Below are 17,575 nucleotides of genomic sequence, written 5' to 3'. Positions count from 1 at the left end.
CGACGGTGACGCCCGAAGAGCTCATCCGATACGGGCACGCTCGAAAGGACACGACGGAACAGCCATGGATTTCACGGAGACCGAGAAGATCCGGGATCTCAAGCTACGAGCCACCCGGTTCCTGGACGAGTTCGTCATCCCCGCGGAACCGGTCTACGCGCAGCAGAAGACCGAGATCGGGCCGTGGGAGACCCCGCCGGTCATGGCGGAGCTCAAGAAGGCCGCCCTCGACCGTGGCCTGTGGCACCTCTTCCTTCCCGGAGATCGGGGCGCCGGCCTGACCAACCTCGAATACGCGCATGTCGCCGAGATCACCGGCCGAAGTCCGTGGATCATGCCGGAAGCGTTGAACTGCTCCGCGCCCGACACCGGCAACATGGAGATCCTCGCGCACTTCGCCACGCCGTCGGTTCAGAAGCGGTGGCTCGAGCCCTTGCTCGCCGGTGAGATCCGCTCCGTCTACTCGATGACGGAGCCCCTGGTCGCCAGCTCCGACGCGAACAACATCGACACCCGCATCACCGAGGACGCAGAAGGCTTCCGGATCAACGGCCGCAAGTGGTGGTCCAGCGGCGCGATGAGCCCCGCCTGCAAGGTGGCCATCGTGATGGGCCGCTCGAACCCGGGCGGAGAACACCACCGCACCCACAGCATGGTCGTGGTCCCGCTCGACACCCCCGGCGTGAACGTCCTGCGATCCACCAGTGTGTTCGGATACTCCGACAGCGGTCACGGCGGTCACGCCGAAATCGTCTACGACGACGTCCGGGTCCCCCGGGAGAACCTCCTAGGCGAACTGCACGGCGGTTTCGCGATCGCCCAGGCCCGCCTCGGCCCCGGCAGGATCCACCACGCCATGCGCCTGATCGGCATGGCCGAACGCGCCTTTGACCTGATGTGCACCCGGGCCCACCAGCGCACCCCCTTCGGCAAGCCACTCGCCGAGCAGGGTGTCCTGCAGGACTGGGTGGCGGAAGCACGCATACGCATCGAGACCACCCGCCTGTTGGTGCTGAAGACGGCATGGCTGATGGACACCGTGGGCAACCGCGGTGCGGCTGTCGAGATCGCAGGTATCAAGGTGGCCGCACCGCGGATGGCCACCTGGGTCATCGACCATGCGATCCAGGCTCATGGCGGCGGTGGCGTGAGCCAGGACTTTCCCCTGGCCGAGCTCTACGCCCAGGCCCGCATGCTGCGTATCGCCGACGGGCCGGACGAGGTCCACAAGATGTCCTTGGCGCGCCGTGAACTGCGCCGGTTCACATCACACACCCCGTGACTGCACTGACACTTCACAAAGGTATTTGTGACACTTCAGAAACGCCTTCATGGCATCGCGCTTCGGGTCACGTCGGCGTGACCCGATGCACCGAATACGCGACCCGAACCCGTACCGGATCACCCCGCTCACCCCGAAGTCGGTCAACGACCTGCTCATCGAGGTCTACCGATTGCTCTCATTCGAGATGTGGCGTGTCCTGACCTGGGTCCTCATCTCGGCCGAGTGCGTCGACGTACTCCTCGCCGCAGGCGTGTCATGGGACTCGGTGATCGACGGTCGCGACGCGCTCGAGGGCACGCGACCGACCCGCCATGCCGCCGCGTAGCCCGCGCGTCGGTGCTGCGCTTGCTGAGTGACCGGACAAAGGCCGGCGATTGCGTAGTGCTTCCACTGCGGCGCCGAACGCCACCCCGCGCCGCACCACCACGTCGTCGGATGCCGCATCTGCACAGGACCCGCCCGGTGTTCGATCGGTGAGCGGTATCATCGGCTTGCTGGTATATCACCGAGTTCCTCGATCGCGGGAGCGGCCAACGTGTCAGTGCCCTCGTCCGAACCCCTGTCCCTTGGCGACGCCGCCTACCGACAGCTACGGGCCGACATCGTGTCCTGCCGGTTCGCCCCGGGCCAGCGCCTCACCGAACGCTCGCTCGCCGAGACGACCGGCTTCGGCATCTCCCCGATCCGCGACGCGCTCACCCGCCTCAGCCACGAGGGCCTCGTCCGGACGTTGCCCCGCAAGGGCTACCAGGTCACCCCGCTCACCCTGAAGTCCGTGGACGATCTGTTCACGCTCTGGCGGATCCTAGGGCCCGAGACCGTCCGGCTCGGCGTGCAGGACGCCACTGCCGAACAGCGTCGGCAGATCGTCGCCGCGTTCTCCACGGCGGTACGCGGCAGCGACGAAGCCGACGAGCAGCCCATGCGGCGGGTCGAAGCGGCCGCCTCGGGCTTCGCCTGCCTTGCTGCGGCGACCGACAACGACTACCTGATCAGGATCCACGAACGGCTGCAGAACGACATCACCCGGGTCCTGGCACTCATCACCGCCGAGGCCACCTCGATGCCCGGTTCCTCGATCGACGCGGAGCTGGTCAAGTGCGTCGAACACCGCGACGGCGATGCCGCCGCCGCCCGCGCTCGTGACTGCATCGGCGACCTGCACGCGCGCGTCCTGAGAATCCTGACCCGCTGGCCGTCCGTCGTCGCCAGCGAGATCACCCCGGTACACGGCTGACTCACAGCCAGGCACGGCCGGTACACAGACACTGGTCCGTATCGCGGTGGCAGCCCACCGCCCGCCGAGTTCATCCGCTCTCAGCCTGCCCGAGTCGGCCCTCCAGCCCGGTCTGGCCACGCTCGCTCTGGGCGAGTGGCCGACTGGAGAGCGAGCCGCCGGTTCCGACGCACCGGGTGCTCGCCTCTGCGGACGGGGCGCAACCGGCTCGGCCGTGCCGGTCACATGACCGGCACGGCCGAGCCGGTTGCCTTACGCGGGTAGCGCGGCATCCTCGACTGGTGCCACCACCTGCTTCTCTGCCACACCTCCGTCGCGGGGGCGAAGGAAGATCACACCGATGAGCAGGGAAGCGAAGGCGACAGCGGCGACGGTCAACAAGGCGGTCGTGATACCGGAGTCACCGTAGATGAGCACACCTGGCGCCGGGGATTTCGCGGTGGGTGTCATGATGGCGAACACCGAGGTGGACATGATGGCGCCGACGAGGCCCGCGCTTAGCCCGCCGGCCGACGACATCGAACCCTGCTCCGACACCGATGTGCCTGCCATCACCAGGTTCGGCATGGCGCCGACCGCCAGACCGCTCCCCAGACCCGCGATCGCACACGCGGCGAGGAGCTTCCCGACCGTGTCGTGCGCGGACATCAGCACCAGTGCGCCGACGGAGAACAGAGCGAGGCCCAGATACATCAGCAGCCGGGGGCCGACCCGCCAAACCACCAGACCGACCACGACGCCGGCCACCACACTGGCGAAAGCGAACGGCGCCGTCACAAAGGCGTACTTGCTGGCCGAGTAGCCCAGGCCGTAGGTGCCGCCCAGTTGCCGCGGCGTCATCGCCAGCAACGCCAGCAGGGTCGAGATCACTGGAGCGAGACCGTTGCCCATACCGCCGCCCAGCACCCCGAACAGGACGGTCCGGCGGGACAGAACCCGCAGGTCCAGCACTGGTTCCCGGGTCCGAAGCGCGGCAAAAACATATGCCCCGAGCACGACCACCCCGCCGATCAGCAGACCGATGACCCGGGCCGAGCCCCACCCCCACTCCGCGCCCTTGCTCACCGGCAGGAGGATCAACGTGACACCGCCGGACAGCAGCAGCACACCGAGTAGATCCATGCGGGCGGGCTGCCGCACCTTCGTCTCCGGCGTGGTGAGCACGAGGACCGCCCCCATCACGACCAGCCACGCGAGGTTGAACACGTATACCGAACGGAACCCGTAGTGATCGATCAGCGCGCCGATCAGGAACGGCGCACCGATCAGCAGCAGCCCGAGGCCCGTCACCGACACGCTCGCCGCGAAGGGAACGAGCTTCTTCGGATAGACATCCCGGATCAGCGAGTAGCACAGGAACAGCAGGGCGGTGAGCGCGCCGATCAGAACGTGGCCGACGATCATCACCCCGAACGAGGGAGCGGCAGCTGCGATGAGCTCGCCCAGACCGCCCAGGACCAGCGTACTCAGGATCACCCGGCGCTTGCCGTGCACGTCGGCCAGCTTGCCGAACAGTGGGGAGGAGGCGGCTCCGGCCAGCGAAGTGACCGTCACCAGCCAGCCGCCCTGGGTGGTGTTGAAGTGTCCGATGATCCGCGGGACCGCGGTGGTGGTGGCTATGTTGGCGAACGCCGACGACTCGACGAGACAGAGCAGGGAGATCAGGGACAGGACAAGCCGCGGAGTCCATCCGGCACTGCGGAAGGAGCCCGCACCGGCGGGGGCGGGAGTGGACGAGCTCAAGGGGTCCTCCGAACGCTCATCATTGAAACGCCGTGAGTGCCCTTGAAATATCAGGTGAATGTTCTGCTATGTCAACTGGTCCGGTCGTCCTCTTGTCATGCGAGTTCTGACATCTCAAAATGCCTCCGCTGCTGAGCGATCCCCTGCGCGAACGTGGAGTGGCGCGGCTGGGCCTGGTGACCTGTGGCTTCTCCCGTCGTCGTGTCCGCGACTTCCTGGTTTTCTCCGGCCGCTCCGGCTTCGAGGACACCGACGGAGGGGACTGTCTCGGCCACCTCCTGCACCGAGCCGCGGAGGGGCGCACGGCCCTTGCCCGTCGGGGCCTCGCTGGATGCGGTGCGGACGGGCTTCAGGGCTCTGGCCCTCTTGTCCCAGCGACGGGCGGCGTAATTGGAACGAGGAGCTTTGGCCCGTCACAGACCAGCGATAGCACGTCGTCGAGGCCGCGGCTCTTCGACTCGGTGACCGCGCGCGGCCACTGCGTGGGCCCTCGCCCTCGACCAACAACGCACACCTCAACAACCGCAACCAGCCGTTGAGTTGCCACACCCTTTGAGGGACAGGCATGTGCACCCCTGCGCTACGCCGGGCACCCGGCCGTCATCGGTTGTCGAAGCCGACGATGCTCAGGTCGTTCGGTACGCGCAGGCCACGCCGCCGGGCGGTCTCGATGGGCCACGCAGTTGGTCGTACGGGATTCCATCCAGCCGCACCCCGCTGGCCGAGGCTGGACCAACGGCGAGATCGCCGAACGCCTGGTGCTGTCGGATTCCACCGTGAAGACATACGCCGGCCCCGTCCTGGCCAAACTGGAAGCCCGCGACCGCATCCAGGCCGTCATCCTCGCAACCCACCCGAGTAAGGCGCCGCCGACCACCGGCGCATGGTCCGCCGCCGTACGCGCAGGCCCTTCTCCTCGACGCCCACCGGTCCGCGATGCCATGGCGCGCCGCGAATTGGTGAGTGGCGCCGGGCAAGCGATCGGCGGCAGGTGGGCGCAGCGAGTCGGTTCCCGCGAGGACCACCAGTACCTGGTTGTCGGTACGGGTGCCGAGGCAGCAGAGGCAGTCTCCAAGTGTGCGTTCCAGCCCGCCGCCGGCGAGACACGGGCCGAATGGGACTCCAGGTGGTACCGCGGTACCACCCCGTCCGCATCATTGCTCCCCTGGGTACCAAGATTCACGGTTCCCAGACGCCTAGCGTTTCTAGTGACGGAGCCCGGCAGGGTCCCTAGGCGCAACTCACACTAAGGAGTGAAGTCCCATGTCCAAAGTGATCGCTGTCTTCGGTGCCGGTACCGGCCTGGGCCTGTCTGTCGCCCGCCGCTTCGGCCGGGAAGGGTTCCGCGTCGCTCTGGTGGCCCGTCGCAAGGAGCGGCTCGACGCCCTCGTCGCACAACTCACCGCCGAGGGCGTCGAGGCCGCCGCCTTCCCTGCCGACCTGTCCGACCCCGCGCGGGTGCCCGCCCTGCTGGAGGCCATCCGCAGCCGCTTCGGCCGGATCGATGTCGTCGAGTACGGGCCGATCGGCGCCGACCAGGTCGTCACCCCGGCCGCCCAACTGGACGCGGCCACGCTGGAAAGGATCTCCCGGGTGCTCCTCCTGACCCCGGTGGAGGTGTTCCGCGCCGTACTGCCGGAGATGACCGACCGCGGCGACGGTGCCCTTCTGATGACCACGGGCTACTCGGCCGTGCAGCCGATGCCCTACATCAGCGGCTCGGCCCCGGTAACCGCTGCCGCCCGCAACTATGTGTACTCGCTCAACGGCGAACTCGCCGGCACCGGTGTCTACGCCGGCACCCTCACCATCGCCGCCCTGATCACCGGCAGCGAGGCGGCCGAGGCAACCGCCAAGGGTGACATCGAGCTTCCGAACGCCGGCGTGGAGGTCCCCGTCGTCCACCCGGACGAACTCGCCGGGCACTACTGGGACATGTACACCCGGCGTGACCGCGTCGAGCAGGCCTACCCGGTGGAGTTGACCCCGCAGGCGGTCGCCCCCGCGTTCACTCCGCAGGCCGACGCCACCGCGTAACCGCCAGGAACCGCACGGCGGTTACCGCCCGAAGCCGAGCAGGCCATGGTTCTTTCCGCGCAGCCGCCGGATTGTGCCAAGGGACCCAGTCTCAGCAGCAGGACCAACTCCCTTCCATCGAACGGTTCGGTTTCTCATCGCATCCAGCGATAGTACGAAACAGTTTCGTTCATTTATTTGCTGCCTACATCCCATACAGGACATCCTGACAAGGAGTCATCATGCGCAAGACCACCGTCGGCGCGACCGCCGTCGCCGCCGCGCTCGTCGCCTCACTCGCCCTCGCCTCGGGAGGATCGGCGACCGCGACCACCGCCGCCGGCCCGGCCTCGGCGCACAGCACCACCTTCGGGCAGGGGCTGAGGCAGACCAATCTTCCGGTCGCCGTCGACCCCGCCGCCGACCTCGCTCCCACCCCTGACAGGCAGAACGAGTCCTGGTACGTGACCGCGCACGTGATCGCCGGCGGCCACCGCTACGGACTCCTGGCCCACTATCTGAACGTCGGTGACGCCAAGCAGGGGCGTGCCGTCTCGGCTGTGTCGATCACCAACGAGGACACCGGCTGGTACACCAAGTCGAATGTCGCTCTGCCTGCCTGGACGGGCCTGTCCGACAACAAGCCGGGCCTGAACATCCACACCGACAACATCACCTGGACCGGCGACACCAAGGAGCAGAAGCTGCACGCCAAGGTCCCCGAGGGGACCATCGACGTCACGCTCAAGCCCCAGGGCAATGTCCTCTACAACGCGGGGACGGGATACTTCCCCATGTTCGGCGACACGACGTACCCGAACTACGAGTACGCCTTCCCCAGCACGGACACCTCCGGGACGCTGACGCTCAACGGGCGCACCGAGAAGGTCCGCGGAGAGGCCTGGCTGGACCGCCAGTGGGGGCCCCTTCCCAACTTCACCACGGTCAAGGCCTCGTGGACCTGGATGAACATCAACCTGTCCAACGGCGACAAGATCAGCCTCTGGAAGACGCAGGGCAACAAGGAGAACACCTGGGTGACCGTGCAGAAGCCCGACGGCACCCAGACCGTCGCCGAGGCAACCGTCACGCCTGACGAGTCCACCCTCTGGACCAGCCCGGACTCCGGCAAGAAGTACCCCACCCGCTGGAAGGTCACCATCCCGGGCGAGCACGCCAACCTGAACGTCAAGGTCTACGCCGACAACCAGGAACTGGTGCAGGGCCGCCTCGAAGGCAGCGCCGGCATCACCGGCACCTACGGCCACCGCCCGGTCACCGGGGACACCTACATCGAGGTCACCGGCCGCTGAACGACGACGGGCGAACCCTTCCTGCCCGCCCCGCGTAAGACTCCCGGCACCGCAATGAAGACCACGGCCGCGCAGGCGCTCCACCAGCGCCCGCGCGGCCGTGGTCCGCGGCGTATGCCCCGCGACCTGGACATGGAGGACATGAGCGCCGAGATCGCCACACGGACTGGCGGCAACACCGCGAACTCCAGCCGCCCAGCGAGGCGATCGGCTTGGCTTACGGATGGAGCCGGCTCAACGGCCACGGCGTGGAGATGGGGGAGCGTCACGCATTCGGTCCCGTCGGCGACGACGGCACCTCTTTCCACGAGTACACGCGAGACCCCGAGCCCCCTGTCGCCGGACGCTGCCGCTGTCCACCCGCCGCAGGTCTGCCTCCCACACGGCACGAAGAGAGCGTCTCGACCCTCGACCTCGCGGGTAGGGCCGATTCGCCGTGCTCACCTTCCCCCTCCGCTCTTCGCCGATCCCCGGGCGGCGTCCGTCGTCGCTCGCGGCCAGCCAGGACGATCTGCGCCGGCGCCCAGTTCCGGTGCGCGATGACCAGCCGATGATCACCATCGGCACGTCCTCGAACGCCGACCGGCACGGGCGTCGCGGGCAGCGTCCTTGCTCCATGGCGCGGCAGCCCGTGCTGCTGAACAGGGCCTGCTCCGGTGTGTCCAAAGCGGTACATGGACGAACCCGGCGCAGACGTGGATCGTTGTGTACGCGTGGCGCGACGTCCGTCGGCATCCTGCCGGGCGCGTGGTCCGGTTCCCCGGTTCCGCCCTCACACTCGAACGGTCATCCGGCCTGCGGCGGATCCACGAAGAGGTCGAGCTCCGGTTCCGGACCCCCGCCGTACCTGGTGAGATCCGTGTGACCGGCTTCGGTCAGGACGTCGGCGTCGGTGAGGGTCTTGCCGGTTTGTTCGTGCGGCGGGCGGTTGAGCACGGCGAGGGCCGCGTCCGCCATGATCTCGGGGCTGCGCGACCTGGAGGCGAGGGTCTCGCCGCCGAGGACGTTGGCCACGGCGGCGGTAGCGATCATGGTCTGCGGCCACAGGCAGTTCGCGGCGATGCCATCCTTCGCGAACTCGGCCGCCCAGCCGAGCGTGAGCAGCGACATTCCGTACTTCGACAGGGTGTAGGCGGGGTGGGCGCCGAGCCAGCGCGGGGCGAGGTTGAGGGGTGGTGACAGGGTCAGGATGTGGGCGTGGTCGGACTGTTTCAGGTACGGCAGGCAGGCCCGGGTCAGCAGGAAGGTTCCCCTGTTGTTGATCGACTGCATGAGGTCGAAGCGCTTGACGGGTAGTTCCTCGGTGCCCCGCACATCGAGGGCACTGGCGTTGTTGACGCAGATGTCGACGCCCCCGAACCGGTCCACCGCGGTGGCGACCGCGCGCTCGACGTCGGCCTCCTCGCGGACATCGCCGACCACCGCGACGGTGGATCCGCCAGCGGCCTCGATCGCGGCGACCGCCGTGTGCACGGTGCCCGGCAACCTCGGATCCGGCGTGTCGGTCTTGGCCAGGAACACCGCGTTGGCGCCCTCGCGGGCCGCGGCGGTGAGTATGGCGAGCCCGATGCCACGGCTGCCGCCGGACATCACGATGGTCCGGCCCTTCAGTGATGTCCCCATGCCGGGGTGCTCCTGTCGTCGATCGTGCATTGGGTCTCAGCGGCCGGTGAAGCGCGCGGGTCGCTTCTCCAGGAAGGCGAGGGCGCCTTCGCGGAGGTCGTCGGAGGTGCGGCAGCGGGCGACGGCCTCGATCGCGCGGCCCAGCGCGACGCCGCCTGCCGCTTCGTCGCCCTCGCTCAGGCGGCGGACGGCTTGTACGGACGCCTTCGCTGCGCGGACGGAAAGGGGGGCGTTCGCCGCGATGGTCGCCGCGAGTTCGTCGACGACCTTTCCGAGTTCGTCGGGTTCGACGACCTGGTCCACCAGGCCCACGGCCTGGGCCTCGGCGGCCGGGAGGCGGCGTCCGGTGAACAGCAGGTCGCTCGCGACCGACGGCCCCACGGTCTGGACGAGCGCGGCGGTCTGCGCCAAGGGGTAGCCGACGCCCAGGCGGGCGGCCGGTATGGCCAGGACACTGCGGGTGTCCGCGTAGCGGAGGTCCGCGCCCAGGGCGAGGGCCATGCCCGCGCCCAGGCAGTAGCCGTGGATGCGGGCGACGACGGGCACGGAGAGCGCCGACAGCTGCGTGAACAGGGTCGTGGCCGCGTCGTCCGCCGCCTGCCGTGCCACATCGTCCTGCCGGCCGGGGAATTCGCTGATGTCCGCGCCGGATACGAAGGCCTGTTCGCCGGCGCCGCGGAGGACGACCACGCGTACCGCCTGGTCCTCGTCCATCTTCCGTAGCGCGGTGGCGAGTTCGGTCATCATCGCCACGGACAACGCGTTGCGCCGGGACGGGTTGCTGATCTCCACGGTGCCGACCGCGTTCCGGACCTCTGTGCGAATGCGTGGTGAGGTGGTGACCCCGGTCATTCGGCCTTCTCTGCCACGAAGCGGTTGCGCAGCGCGCCGATCCCCTCGATGCGCACTTCGAACTCCGAGCCTTCGCGCAGCAGGACCTTCGGCTCGCGCACGAAGCCCACCCCGGAGGGGGTGCCCGTGAGGATCAGGTCACCCGGCTCCAGGGTCATCACAGTGGTGATGTAGGCCAGCAGCTTCGGTACACCGAACAGGAGCGAGGAGGTGCGGTCGTCCTGGAGCACCTCCCCGTCGAGCGTGCCCGTGATGGCGAGGTCGGGCTGGACGCCGCCGAGTTGTGCGGCGGGCACGACAACCGGGCCGAGAGGGGTGAGACCGTCCCATGCCTTGCCGGCGACCCGCTGCGTCGTGTGGAACTGGAAGTCGCGGACCGAGACGTCGTTGGCCGCGGTGTACCCGAAGATGATGCTCTCCGCGTCTTCGGGCGCGATGCGTCGTCCACGGGTGCCGATGACCACGGCGAGCTCGCTCTCGTAGTCGATCTGATCCGATTCCGGTGGCAGTGCCACGTCGGCGAAGGGCGCCGCCAGTGAGGTGTGCCATTTCGGAAAGAGATCGGGGTGAGCCGGTCCCGTCTCACGGCCGCCCTCGTGCACGTGCGCGAGGTAGTTCTGGCCGATGCAGATGACCTTGCCGGGACGTCCTACCGGGCTCAGAAGCTGATGATCCGGCGCGTCGATCACGGCGCCGGCCTCGATGGCGGCCAGGTCGCCCCCGGCCGCTTCGAGCAGCGCGGGCAGGTCGTCGAAGACGTCTTTGTCCACCAGGGCCAGGCGTGCCTTGGCCGCCCCGTCCCGCCGCAGCGCGACCACGGGTCCGCTGCCGTGCAGGACCCGGGCAAGGCCGAGACCGTCCGTCCAGTCCACCGGTGACGTGTGTGCCGCAGTCATCATGAAAGTGCCCTCCTGGTTCATTTCCGCGCCTCGGCGCCGAGGGCGGCCCGGGTGGCCGCCTCCGTCCTCGCGTGAGCGTCGCCGGTCGCGGCGTCGCCGGCATCGTGCACGCCGACGACGCCGTCCTCGACCAGGGCGGCGATCCGGTCGTCGTCGTATCCCAGTTCGGCCAGGACCGCGATCGTGTCCGCGCCCAGTTCGGGTGCGCGGCCCCGGGCGCGCGGCGCCCCGTCGGCGACGATGGGAGTGTTCACGATCGTCGGCTCCGCGAAGCGCTCCTCGTCGTGCACGAACAGGCCGCGCGCGGCGAACTGCTCGTCGGTGAGGATGTCGCTGATGCCGTTGACCGGACCGCAGGGGACCCCTGCCGCTCGCAGCGCGCCCATCCAGTGATCCCGGGGAGCCGTGGCGAAACGTGCCTGGATGATCTCCGCGAGGGGCGCCCGGTGCTGGAAGCGTTCGTACTCCGTGGCGAAGCGTGGATCGTCGCGCAGATCGAGCTCCAGGACGGCGCAGAGTGCCTCCCACGCCCGGTCAACCGCACCGAGCACGAGGGTGGCACCGTCCTGGCAGGTGAACGCCTCGTAGGGGGCGGCCAGTCGGTGTGCCGTGCCCAGCGGGGCCGGTTCCACGCCTGTCGCCACGTAGTCGGCGACCTCCCACAGCGACCATGCGGCCACCGAGTCCGCGAGCGCGACGTCGATGTACGTGCCGCCGCCACCGGCGCGTGCGCGCAGCAGGGCGGCCAGGACGCCGATCGCTCCCCACATGCCGGTGCCCACGTCGGATATGGGGAAGCCTGCCTTGGCCAGTTGCCCGTCGACCGACCCGGTCACGGACATGAGCCCGCTGTAGGCCTGTGCGATCAGGTCGATGCCCTTCGCGTCGCGCATCGGGCCGAACTGCCCGAAGCCGGAGATGGAGCAGTAGACGAGGTCGGGGCACTGTGGCCGCAGGTCCTCGTAGCCCAGGCCGAGCCGGGCCATGGCGCCCACCCGGAAGTTCTCCACCAGGACGTCGCTGCGTCGTGCCAGGGAGCGCACGATCTCGGCGCCGGCGGGGGACTTCATGTCGACCGCCAGGCTCTGCTTGTCGCGGTGGGTCAGGTCGAAGGGGATCGACCTGCGCTCCGGACCCATCCGCCGGGCGCGCATGCCGTCACCTCTGACCGGTTCGATCTTGAGGACGTCCGCGCCGAGGTCGGACAGGATGGTCGTGCAGTAGGGGCCGGCCAGGGCCCCGGTCACATCCAGGACGCGTACGCCTCGCAGGAAGGCCGGGCCGGGCTCGGCGGACTCCGTTGTCGATGTCATGGCGCCCTTCATTTCAACTTTCGGTCCATAATGTGGACCAGTGGACCGTAATAAGGACCTATGGCAAAACTTAGGCCCGGCATTCCAGGAGCGTCAAGCAGGCGGGAAGGTCGCCCGTGGGACTCGAAAGTCCGGGCACTACGACACCGCGGGCTCACCGCCAGGCAGAATCCGGCGCCCTCGCACTCCTGGGCGCGCCCGGTGTCGACGAGCAGCGCGTCCCGCCGAGAGCGGCTTCCGCTTGGGTCATCCAGAGGGCTGGGGCAGGCCGGTGCTGCCGGAGCCGTCCATGAAGGGCGGCCGGCGGCTGAATGTGGACCGCATGTTGGATCAGGGGACCTACTAGGGATCCACGGCGTGGTGGGGATAGTTCTTCTTGAACGCCTCCGTGCGTTCCGACGCCGCCGAGTGGCTTCTCAGGGGCGGCCGCCGGCCACGCATCCGCTGGCCGCCCCGCGAAGGTCGGGAGCGCGGATACATGCGGATGCTGACCTCGCGGTGGTCGGGTTCGGGCGGGGAGGTGTTGCCTTTTTGGCGGGGCCAGACCGGTTACTGTGCGGCGATCTTCGAGAGGTGCCCCGCGCCCTACCGGCTGCCCGTATGAGCGCACTGGACGGCGGGATCGCCCGCCTCGTGCAACACACGGCGGACCCTCGCCGACCCGGCGCGAGACGCAGGGTTCCTTGGCCGGCGCGACGCCACCGCACCCTCACGCGTCCCGGCGGTGACGTCTTCGGGAGCACATCCTGGGCGGAGCGGGCGACCGCGCTCGTCGGTGGCCTCCTGTCCCGGCCGTCCCCGGCATCGCGACCACCACCTCGACACTCCGACCACCGGTGGCCCGACCGGCGTCGCCGTCATCGCACCCCTGTACAAGAAACCCTGAGGAGTACGTCCCAAGGCCATCGCCATCTCTGCCACCTGGACGGCCCACCCTGGCAAGGAGGGTGTCGTCCGCGATGCCCTGGCCAAACTGGGCGCGGCCACTCGCGCCGAACCCGGATGCCGGGCATACGTCGTTCACCAGGACCCTGAGCAGCCCACGGTCTTCAGGTTCTTCGAGATCTACGACGACGAGGACGCGCTCAAGGCGCACGGCGCCTACCCGCACTTCACGAAGTATGCGGTCGGCCCGGCGGCTCCGGCGTTGGCGGACCGCTCCCACGAATTCACCACCGTGCTCGATTTCTGAAGCGTGGCGCCGCGAGCCGGGCGTGATCCCGAAACTCCCGGCGATCACGAGCCGGCCGGCCGGCCGGACCAGGGCCTACGCCCAGCAGGCCGTGTGGGTCACGATCTGGTTCGAGACCCCGGGCTCGCAGGCATCAGGGGCGTCCTTCTCGCCTGCTTGACGCTCCTGGAATGCCGGGCCTAAGTTTGCCCGAGGTCCTTAGTGCGGTTCATTGGTCCATATTGTGGACCGACGCGAAATGAAGGGCGCAATGACAGCGACGACGGAGTTCGCCGAGCACGGCCCGGCCTTCCTGCGAGGCGTACGCGTCCTCCTCGCCGACCTGGGCATCGCAGGAAGGAGTCAGCATGCCGAAACCGCCTGAGACCGACGTGCGGCACGCCACGCGGTTCCGCCGTTACGTTCCCGCTCCCGACGACCCGCGCGTCGCCGGTCTGCACGAGCACACGGCTCGGACGTACGCCGACGCCAGGCTGAGCATTCCGGTCCTCGCCGAGGTGGCGCGCCAGTGGCGCGAGAGCGCGGGCGATCCGTACCTCGGCATCACCACCGATGGCCGCGTCCGCCACGGCGTCTACGAACTCGGGGCGGTCCCCGCCCCCGAACGCCCGCCCACCGAGGCGATGCTCCGCGCGGTCGAGGAGATCCGCCGCCACACCACGCGGGAGCAGTGGCAGCAGCTGACCTATCCGCTGGACACCCCGCAGTGGCGGACCTGGAGCAACCCCGAGGTGCTGCTGTACGACAACGGCCTTCGCCTGGAGGAGGTGCCTGACCGGACCGCGGACGCGCTGCTGGGACTGGTAAGGGCGACCTTGAGCGAGGACGGCTACACCGTGGTGCGCCATCTGATGCGGCTCAACGGCTTCCTCGGTGAGCTCACCGGCATGACCAGGGTCATGAATCCCGGCAGCTACCAGTTCGCCGTCTTCGGCGAACCATCCCCGGACCAGCCGTGGGGCTGGCACCTGTACGGGCACCACGTGTGCGTCAACGCCCTGGTGGCCGGGGAGCGGATGGTGATCGGCCCGGTCTTCCTCGGTGCCGAGCCGGACAGCACCGACGTCGGCCCCGAGGCCGGCGTCCGGCCGCTGGGTGACCGTGAACGGGTCGGACTTTCATTCGTCAACAGCCTTACTCCGCGGCAGCTCTCCCTGGCTCGCAGCTACCCGGAGGTGCGCGATCCACGGATGCCGGAAGGACGGGTGCACCCGGTGGAGGAGCGGTTCCTCGCGGGCGCGTTCCAGGACAACCGTGTGATCCCGGTGGAGGGCATCCCGGCCACCGAACTGGACGCCGAGCAGCAGCAGTTGCTGCTAACCGTCATCGAGCAGTACAGCGACCTGCTGCCCGAAGGCCCACGGGCGGCCCGCATGCGCGAGGTGCGTGCGCACCTCCCGGAGACGTACCTGACCTGGATCGGCGGCATCGACGACGAGCAGCCGTTCTACTACCGGGTGCAGAGTCCGGTGGTGCTCGTCGAGTTCGACCACCACGCCGGCATGTTCCTGACCAATCCGGTCCCCGCCCGCTTCCACATCCACACCGTCCTGCGGCTGCCCAACGGCAACGACTACGGCCGTCTGCTGTGGAAGCCCCGTACCTGAGGAGAACGGCTCCCACCTGAACCCTCGCCGACCGCCTGCCGCCCGCACCCAGCCGGACACCGCAGGCGTCGGCGTGTACTGAGCCGCACCCCACGACCCCCCGGGCCGCAGGGAACCCCTGACCGCCCATGCCGCAGCAGGAGCCGCTATGGACATCAATGTCGATGTCGCCGTCGTCGGGTACGGGCCGGGAGGTGCCGTGCTGGCTTCCCTCCTGGGCCAACGAGGCCACAAGGTGGCCGTGCTGGAGAAGTTCCCGGCCCCCTACAACCTGCCCCGGATGAGCACGCTCGACGGCGAGATCGCCCGCGTCCTGCAACACGCCACCGACCCCGCCGAAGCGCTCAAGGACTCCGTGCCCCAGGCAACGGGCAGCATCTACGGTGCCGACGGCAAGCCGGCTCTCGTGGCCGACTGGAACAGGACGGTGTGCGGCCACCCCCTCCACCTCAGCCTCCATCAGCCCAACATCGAAGCCGCCATGCACGCCCGCGTGGACGTCTGCCCGACGGTGCAGGTCCACTGGGGGGCGCCCGCCACCGGTGTGGAGGACCTCGGTAACCGGGTCTGTGTGACCGCCGTCAAGGACGCGGACGGTGAGCAGATCCGCGTGAACGCCCGCTACGCCATCGGCATGGACGGGGGATCGAGTTTTGTCCGGCAGGCGGTCGGCATCAACATGGACGTGCTCCAATGCCATGACGACGAGTGGATGCTGACCGACTACGACATCATCGATCCCGAGGTCGCCACCCCGCCGACCGAGATCCATCTGGAAGCCCCCCGCACCTACTACTGGGGCCCGAACGGCGACCGGCGATGCCGCATCGACATGAGGCTGCTGCCCGACGACCCCGCCGAGGTGCGCACCCACGAGCACGCACTGGGCTTCCTGCAGGACAAGACCGGTATCGGAGCGCAGTCGGTACGCGTCACGCGGCAGGTCGCCTACCGGTTCCGCTCCGAGATCGCCGACCGGATGCGGGCGGGCAACGTCTTCATCGGCGGTGACGCCGCCCATCTCATGACCCCCGGTATGGGGCAGGGATCGTGCAGCGCGATGCGGGAGGCCATCAACCTCGCGTGGCGTCTCGACCTCGTGCTCGACGGCCGGGCACCCGACTCGGTTCTCGACAGCTACGGCCCGGAGCGGCTCGCCCACGTTGCCCCCCTCATCCAGGGTTCGCTGATGACGTGGACCCTGACCGCGGAGACCGACCCGGACAAGGCCACCGCCCGCGACGCCTTCCTCCGCTCCGGCGAGGTGCCACTCCTGCCCATGCCGACGCTGACGACCGGATTCCTGCAGAGCACGGCCGAGGGCGGCCCGGTTGCACTGGCCGGCTCACTGAGCCCGCAGGGGCGCGTCCGTATCGGTGAGCGCAGGGGGCTGCTCGACGATCTCGTCGGCTTCGGCTTCCAGTTGGTCAGCCGGATTCCGGTCGCGGAGTTGCTCACATCGGCCCACACCGGCCTGCTGGAGCGGCTGGGCGTTCATGTCGTCGCCCTCGGTCCGGACCAGGTCGAGGATGTCGACGGCACCTACCGGTCCTTCCTGGACGAGAACGGCCTGGTCGCCTACCTCAGCCGCCCGGACTTCTACCTCTTCGGCACAGCGGCGACCGCCGAGGACCTCCCCGCACTCATCGACGCCCTGGCCGCCGCGCTGACCCGGACCGAACTCCCTGCCCCTTCCGCCGCGGTGCCACCCGTCCCGCGGCCCGGAGCCGCCTTTGCCCTGGCGACACTGCCGGTCGACGGATTCACCCTTCACTATGCAGAAGCCGCCCCCGCGGCCCCCCTGGGCACCATCGTGTCGCTGCCCGGTTCCGCCGGCCTGGAGATGTCCACCGCCAAGGACCGTCTGGCCGAGCGGTACCGAGTCGTGGAGATCAACCCCCCGGGCTGGGGCGACCAGACGGACGTGTCCCGGCCGATGTCCCAGAGCGAGGTCGGTGCGTTGCTGGCCGAGGCGGTCGCCCACCTCGTCGACGGGCCGTTCGTCGTGCTGGCAACCTCCATGGGCGGCGCCAACGCGCTGCACATGGCCGCGAGGATCTCGGACAGGGTGCAGGGCATCATCCTCGAAGCGTCCATGGCGCCGAGCCGAGCGGAGGACCAGCGCCCTCTGTCGGCAGGCGTTCCTACGATCCACCCCGACAAGCCGTGGGCCACCCCCGGGTACGTCGCGCGCCAGATGGCGAACCGGATGCGGATGATCCAGCTGACTCCCCCGGACATGGACGCGACCGAGGCGATCGCCGTCGTGCGTGAGCGGGGGATCCCGGTACTGGGGCTGCTCGGCACCGACGACGAGATCCTGAAGCCGTCCCAGGAGGAGACCTTCCGCACCGTCCTGCCCGAAGGGGAGTTCCGGCTGATTCCCGGTGACCGGCACGACCTGCAGAACACCACACCAGAGCAATTCGTCGATCTCGTCGAGACCTTCGTCACGGACCGGGTCGGTTCCGCCACGAGCAATCGGTGAGGCCCTC

General features: G+C 68.9%; 13 protein-coding genes and 1 pseudogene. 9 read left to right on the top strand and 5 right to left on the bottom strand.

What is annotated here, in order from left to right; all coding sequences use genetic code 11:
* Positions 1 to 64: 64 nt before the first annotated feature.
* From ACFY10_RS42090 to ACFY10_RS42080, 3 genes are all read left to right on the top strand, one after another.
* Positions 65 to 1,282: an acyl-CoA dehydrogenase family protein gene (locus ACFY10_RS42090; RefSeq protein ID WP_390670612.1), complete on the top strand. Its 1,218-nt coding sequence runs from the start codon at positions 65 to 67 to the stop codon at positions 1,280 to 1,282.
* Positions 1,283 to 1,367: 85 nt separating this feature from the next.
* The gene (locus ACFY10_RS42085) at positions 1,368 to 1,610 is read left to right on the top strand and encodes a hypothetical protein (RefSeq protein WP_390670611.1); all 243 of its coding nucleotides are present in this window, start codon (positions 1,368 to 1,370) and stop codon (positions 1,608 to 1,610) included.
* A gap of 210 nt (positions 1,611 to 1,820) precedes the next feature.
* On the top strand, positions 1,821 to 2,522 hold the full coding sequence (locus ACFY10_RS42080; RefSeq protein WP_390670610.1) for a GntR family transcriptional regulator: 702 nt from the start codon (positions 1,821 to 1,823) through the stop codon (positions 2,520 to 2,522).
* Positions 2,523 to 2,774: 252 nt separating this feature from the next.
* On the opposite strand, the gene ACFY10_RS42075 is transcribed toward ACFY10_RS42080, so the two are convergent.
* Positions 2,775 to 4,265, bottom strand: coding sequence for an MFS transporter (locus ACFY10_RS42075; RefSeq protein ID WP_390670609.1), 1,491 nt, complete (start codon positions 4,263 to 4,265; stop codon positions 2,775 to 2,777).
* 719 nt (positions 4,266 to 4,984) lie between these two features.
* Between ACFY10_RS42075 and ACFY10_RS42070 the strand changes: the two are divergent.
* From ACFY10_RS42070 to ACFY10_RS42060, 3 genes and pseudogenes are all read left to right on the top strand, one after another.
* A pseudogene (locus ACFY10_RS42070) lies at positions 4,985 to 5,137 on the top strand (response regulator transcription factor); the annotation flags it as partial.
* Between the two features lie 391 nt (positions 5,138 to 5,528).
* A complete protein-coding gene (locus ACFY10_RS42065) occupies positions 5,529 to 6,302 on the top strand; it encodes an SDR family NAD(P)-dependent oxidoreductase (protein WP_390670608.1) in 774 nt (257 codons plus the stop codon).
* A 221-nt stretch (positions 6,303 to 6,523) separates the two neighbouring features.
* The gene (locus ACFY10_RS42060; RefSeq protein WP_390670607.1) at positions 6,524 to 7,594 is read left to right on the top strand and encodes a lipocalin-like domain-containing protein; all 1,071 of its coding nucleotides are present in this window, start codon (positions 6,524 to 6,526) and stop codon (positions 7,592 to 7,594) included.
* Between the two features lie 786 nt (positions 7,595 to 8,380).
* Here ACFY10_RS42060 and ACFY10_RS42055 read toward each other — a convergent pair.
* The 4 genes from ACFY10_RS42055 to ACFY10_RS42040 are packed head-to-tail and all read right to left on the bottom strand — an operon-like array spanning position 8,381 to position 12,281.
* Positions 8,381 to 9,217, bottom strand: coding sequence for an SDR family oxidoreductase (locus ACFY10_RS42055; RefSeq protein WP_390670606.1), 837 nt, complete (start codon positions 9,215 to 9,217; stop codon positions 8,381 to 8,383).
* Positions 9,218 to 9,253: 36 nt separating this feature from the next.
* Positions 9,254 to 10,069, bottom strand: coding sequence for an enoyl-CoA hydratase-related protein (locus ACFY10_RS42050; protein ID WP_390670605.1), 816 nt, complete (start codon positions 10,067 to 10,069; stop codon positions 9,254 to 9,256).
* Positions 10,066 to 10,968 (bottom strand): fumarylacetoacetate hydrolase family protein, encoded by a 903-nt coding sequence (locus tag ACFY10_RS42045; protein WP_390670604.1) that lies wholly within the window; start codon positions 10,966 to 10,968, stop codon positions 10,066 to 10,068. Before ACFY10_RS42045 ends, ACFY10_RS42050 begins: the two co-directional genes overlap by 4 nt.
* Positions 10,969 to 10,985: 17 nt before the next feature.
* Positions 10,986 to 12,281 (bottom strand): CaiB/BaiF CoA transferase family protein, encoded by a 1,296-nt coding sequence (locus tag ACFY10_RS42040; RefSeq protein WP_390670603.1) that lies wholly within the window; start codon positions 12,279 to 12,281, stop codon positions 10,986 to 10,988.
* A 904-nt stretch (positions 12,282 to 13,185) separates the two neighbouring features.
* Here ACFY10_RS42040 and ACFY10_RS42035 point away from each other — a divergent pair.
* The 3 genes from ACFY10_RS42035 (at position 13,186) to ACFY10_RS42025 (ending at position 17,568) form a co-directional block, all read left to right on the top strand.
* On the top strand, positions 13,186 to 13,473 hold the full coding sequence (locus ACFY10_RS42035) for a putative quinol monooxygenase (protein WP_390670721.1): 288 nt from the start codon (positions 13,186 to 13,188) through the stop codon (positions 13,471 to 13,473).
* A gap of 347 nt (positions 13,474 to 13,820) precedes the next feature.
* A complete protein-coding gene (locus tag ACFY10_RS42030) occupies positions 13,821 to 15,080 on the top strand; it encodes a DUF3500 domain-containing protein (protein WP_390670602.1) in 1,260 nt (419 codons plus the stop codon).
* A gap of 148 nt (positions 15,081 to 15,228) precedes the next feature.
* On the top strand, positions 15,229 to 17,568 hold the full coding sequence (locus ACFY10_RS42025; protein WP_390670601.1) for a bifunctional 3-(3-hydroxy-phenyl)propionate/3-hydroxycinnamic acid hydroxylase: 2,340 nt from the start codon (positions 15,229 to 15,231) through the stop codon (positions 17,566 to 17,568).
* Positions 17,569 to 17,575 lie beyond the last annotated feature (7 nt).

Source organism: Streptomyces sp. NPDC001401, from assembly GCF_042895385.1.
Classification (GTDB): Bacteria; Actinomycetota; Actinomycetes; order Streptomycetales; family Streptomycetaceae; genus Streptomyces.
Note: the sequence above shows the minus strand (reverse complement) of the source record. Positions and strands in the feature narration are given on the sequence as shown.

What these genes read in the sequence shown, in the direction of transcription:
- ACFY10_RS42090 (WP_390670612.1), top strand. Translation starts at nt 65, where the DNA reads ATGGATTTCACGGAGACCGAGAAGATCCGGGATCTCAAGCTACGAGCC.
- ACFY10_RS42085 (WP_390670611.1), top strand. Translation starts at nt 1,368, where the DNA reads ATGCACCGAATACGCGACCCGAACCCGTACCGGATCACCCCGCTCACC.
- ACFY10_RS42065 (WP_390670608.1), top strand. Translation starts at nt 5,529, where the DNA reads ATGTCCAAAGTGATCGCTGTCTTCGGTGCCGGTACCGGCCTGGGCCTG.
- ACFY10_RS42060 (WP_390670607.1), top strand. Translation starts at nt 6,524, where the DNA reads ATGCGCAAGACCACCGTCGGCGCGACCGCCGTCGCCGCCGCGCTCGTC.
- ACFY10_RS42055 (WP_390670606.1), bottom strand. Translation starts at nt 9,217, where the DNA reads ATGGGGACATCACTGAAGGGCCGGACCATCGTGATGTCCGGCGGCAGC.
- ACFY10_RS42050 (WP_390670605.1), bottom strand. Translation starts at nt 10,069, where the DNA reads ATGACCGGGGTCACCACCTCACCACGCATTCGCACAGAGGTCCGGAAC.
- ACFY10_RS42045 (WP_390670604.1), bottom strand. Translation starts at nt 10,968, where the DNA reads ATGATGACTGCGGCACACACGTCACCGGTGGACTGGACGGACGGTCTC.
- ACFY10_RS42040 (WP_390670603.1), bottom strand. Translation starts at nt 12,281, where the DNA reads ATGACATCGACAACGGAGTCCGCCGAGCCCGGCCCGGCCTTCCTGCGA.
- ACFY10_RS42030 (WP_390670602.1), top strand. Translation starts at nt 13,821, where the DNA reads ATGCCGAAACCGCCTGAGACCGACGTGCGGCACGCCACGCGGTTCCGC.
- ACFY10_RS42025 (WP_390670601.1), top strand. Translation starts at nt 15,229, where the DNA reads ATGGACATCAATGTCGATGTCGCCGTCGTCGGGTACGGGCCGGGAGGT.